Source organism: Deltaproteobacteria bacterium (genome assembly GCA_026712905.1).
Lineage (GTDB): Bacteria > Desulfobacterota > Binatia > UBA9968 > JAJDTQ01 > JAJDTQ01.
The window spans coordinates 1-3,609 of the sequence record JAPOPM010000069.1; the positions used below are offsets into that span (position 1 = coordinate 1).

Annotated in this window: 3 protein-coding genes; all 3 read left to right on the top strand. The window is 62.3% G+C overall.

Annotated features, from left to right (window positions below; all coding sequences use genetic code 11):
- Positions 1-367: enoyl-CoA hydratase-related protein (locus OXF11_05365; GenBank protein MCY4486531.1), on the top strand; the 367-nt coding region annotated here is incomplete at its 5' end.
- Between the two features lie 715 nt (positions 368-1,082).
- Positions 1,083-2,186 carry an MMPL family transporter gene (locus OXF11_05370; GenBank protein ID MCY4486532.1) on the top strand — a complete coding sequence of 368 codons (1,104 nt, stop codon included), beginning with the start codon at positions 1,083-1,085 and terminating at the stop codon, positions 2,184-2,186.
- 130 nt (positions 2,187-2,316) lie between these two features.
- Positions 2,317-3,609: thiamine pyrophosphate-binding protein (locus tag OXF11_05375; protein ID MCY4486533.1), on the top strand; the 1,293-nt coding region annotated here is incomplete at its 3' end.

A 3,609-nucleotide genomic window follows, 5' to 3' on the forward strand; every position in this document is an offset into this window, starting at 1 on the left:
GATCCCCGGCAGCGGCGGCACCCAGCGCCTGTCGCGGGTGGTGGGGCTCGGCAAGGCGCTGGAGCTGATCCTCACGGGCAGCGTGATCGACGCGGAGGAAGCCTGCCGCATCGGTCTGGTGAACAAGGTGGTTCCCCGCGATGGCCTCATGGCCGCGGCCGAGGAGTACGCCACGGCCATTGCCACCAAGGCGCCGGTGGCCGTCGTCTTCGCCAAGGAGGCGGTGCGCGAGGGCTACGAGATGTCGCTGGACGACGGCCTGCGCCTGGAGACCGACCTCTCGGCGCTCCTGAGGACCACCTCGGACGTCAAGGAAGGTGCGCGGGCCTTCGTGGAGAAACGTGCACCCCAGTGGCGCGGAGAGTGACCCCGGCTTCGGCTGGTCGTCCTCGGTGTCGCATGGATTGTACGGCCGAGACTCAGCCGACGTTTGTGATTCGATAGTCGGGCGCCTTGTTGGCCGTGCGTCCCCACTACTCACTTCGAGCACTTTTCGAACACTTACCCCGTTGCACTAGCCGGTGCTTTGGCCTTTCTGGCTTCGGCAGTTTGCCGGTGTCTTGAGTTCTGTACCTGGTTATCACGGCGCGCAGGAGGATGTCCTTTGGGTCCGGCTTCGGAGAATACCATAGAGCGGCGTTTGGCTGACCACATCGTGCGGCACAGATGCTTGTGGTTCATTGCGGTAGTAGTGACGGTGGGGTTGTTGGGTGTGGGGGTGTCAATGTTGAACGTCAAATCCGATTACAGGGACTTCGTGGATCCGAAAGACCCGTACCGGCAGGCGCTGGAGATGATGGCCGAGAGGTATTCCGAGGTGGGTGATGTGGCGGTCGTCCTGCTCCGGCCGCGGAGTGAGGACATATTTCAACCAAGGGTTCTTGCCGCCACCGGTTGGGTGACCGAGGAAATCGCCAAGCTGGCATACGTCACACGGGTCCAGTCAGTAACACAATTACTCGGGAGTCGACGTGCCGAGGACACGGCAAGCGTGGTTTCCACTTCGAGCGCGGCGGCAAGCCTACGAGCCGGTGACTTGAGTGGTTTCCTGGTTTCGCGCACTGGCGACGCGGCCGAGGGCCATGGTGTCCATCAGGTGGTTGAACGCTGCGTTCAGTCAACTGGCTGCGGTGGTGGTACGGCGTCGCGTGTTATTAGGCAGTGTGACAGTGGGCCTCTGCGTGGTTGCCACGGTGCCCATTTACCGAAACGTTCTTGATGATAATTCCCTGGAGTGGTTTTCGGACAGGTTGGAGTTCGGTCGGGCTATTGAGTTTGCAGACGGCCGCATCGCGGGCCTGCGGTCGGTGACCTACTCAGTGGATTGCGGGGAAGCGAATGGCGTGTTCACCAGGGGATGTGGAGACGAGACGAATCGCTTCGCAGAATGGTTGCTTGCACAGCCGGAGACGATTCACGTCCGCTCCTTTCGGAACTGTCCTGATCTGACGTATGGTGCAATGAAGTCAGGCGAGCGTACGAGCGCGAGCGCAGGAGGGGCACTCCGGAGGACTGGCAGAGCCTGCGACCTCATCGACCCGATGGCTCGCCATTCGAAAGTTGTGGTCGAATTGGGAAAGGTGAGTAACGAAGAACTGCTTTCTTTCGAAGAGAGGACCAGAGGCTGGTTGGGCCGGAACTCCTTCCCTTACGACGTTCAGTCGGCCAGTATCCCGCTCATGTTCGCTCGACTTAGTCAGGAAAACCTCCGGGGAATGGTATACGGCGGCATTCTTGCCGTATTTCTGATCACGGTTGTAGTTGGTGTGGGCCTATGGTCGTGGAAGTATGCGTTGGTGAGCCTGGTGCCGAACATACTTCCGATGTTGGCCGTTTACGGTTGCTGGGGCTTCCTCGTTGCGGAAGTGAACATCGGAGTCGCTGCGATGTTTAGTACCGCGTTGGGTGTAGTCGTGGACGACACGATCCACATAATGACGAAATTTCGTGCAGCATTGCGGAGTGGATGCGACACGGAACAGGGCATACAATATGCCCTGAAGACGGCCGGACCGGCCGTCTTTTTCACCACGTTGTGTCTTTGTGTAGGGTTTTTCATCCTTGGTTTGTCGGCGTTTCAGTTGTCCGCGGTTCTGGGCGTGTTGGTAGGGTCCACACTCCTCGCAGCCTTGGGGCTGGATATATTTGTGCTTCTGCCGTTACTAACGTGGCGACGTTTGCGGTAGGAAACTCTGATGCTGGCGGGTGCGGGTTACGGTAATCGTCCTCTATCCGGCGGGACGTGTCGCCGGGTTGGCGGAAGCGTTTGGCGAGCATTGGCGAATGCTTGAATCGGTTGAAATGACAGGAGACAACATGGCGGAATACGGCTCAGACCTGATCGTCGACATGCTCAAGAGCCTGGGCATCAAGTACGCGGCCCTGAACCCCGGAGCGAGCTTTCGGGGCATTCACGACTCGCTGGTGAACTACAATCACAACACGAACCCGGAGATGATCGTGTGCTGCCACGAGGAGATCGCGGTGGCCGTGGCCCACGGCTACGCCAAGGCTACCGGCGAGCCCATGGCCGCCATCGTGCACGACGTGGTGGGTCTCCAGCACGCCTCCATGGCCATCTACAATGCGTGGTGTGACAAGACGCCGGTGCTGGTGCTGGGAGGCACGGGCCCCATGGACACCACCAAGCGGCGCCCGTGGATAGACTGGATCCACACGGCGCTGGTGCAGGGCAACTTCGTGCGCGACATCGTCAAGCTGGACGACCAGCCCATGAGCCTGGGCGCGCTGTCCAACTCCATCCTGCGCGGCTACCGCGTGGCCATGACCGAGCCCAAGGGGCCGGTCTACCTGTGCTTCGACCTCGACCTGCAGGAATCGCGGCTGCCGGAAGCCATGGCCCAGTCCATGCCGGCGCCCGACCGTTTCCGCCCGCCGGTGCCGCTCCAGGCCGAGCAGGGCGCCATCGAGGAAGCCGCGGCGTGGCTGTGCGACGCGCGAAACCCGCTCATCATCGCCGACTACATGGGCCGGAATCCCTTGTCCATGCTCTCGCTGGTGGAACTGGCCGAAGAGCTGGGGGCCGCGGTGGTGGACCGGGGCGCGCGCCACAACTTCCCCAACACGCACCCCCTGGACCTGAGCGGCAGGGAGAAGGAGTTGGTGGCCGAGGCCGACGTGATCCTCGGGCTCGACGTCATGGATCTCTACGGCGCGCTGCACCGGCACGACGCCAAGACCCAGACTTCCGCGCCCGCGTTCCAGCCCGGCTGCAAGATCATCAACGTCACGCTGGCGGACTTCGCCATCAAGAGCTGGTCCACCGAGTTCATGGAGCTGTCGCCGGTGGACCTGCCGATCCTGGCCGACACCAAGGTGTTCGTGCCCGCCCTGACCGAGGCGGTGCGGCGCCGCGGCGGCCCCGAGAAGTCGGTGAAGGACGACCGCTGCCGGGCGCTGGAACAGCGCCACCGGGAGATCCGCGAGGAGAGTCAGGCCATGCTGCGCAAGCGCTGGGACGAAAGCCCCATCTCGCCGCCGCGCATGTCGCAGGAGATCTGGGAGGTGATCAAGGACGAGGACTGGACGCTGGTGGCCGGTTCCTTCCGCGGCTGGCCCCGGCGGCTGTGGGACTGGGAGAAGCCCAAC

Bases quoted from the DNA above. Each gene is read 5' to 3' on its own strand.
- OXF11_05370 (MCY4486532.1), top strand. From the start codon at position 1,083: ATGGTGTCCATCAGGTGGTTGAACGCTGCGTTCAGTCAACTGGCTGCG.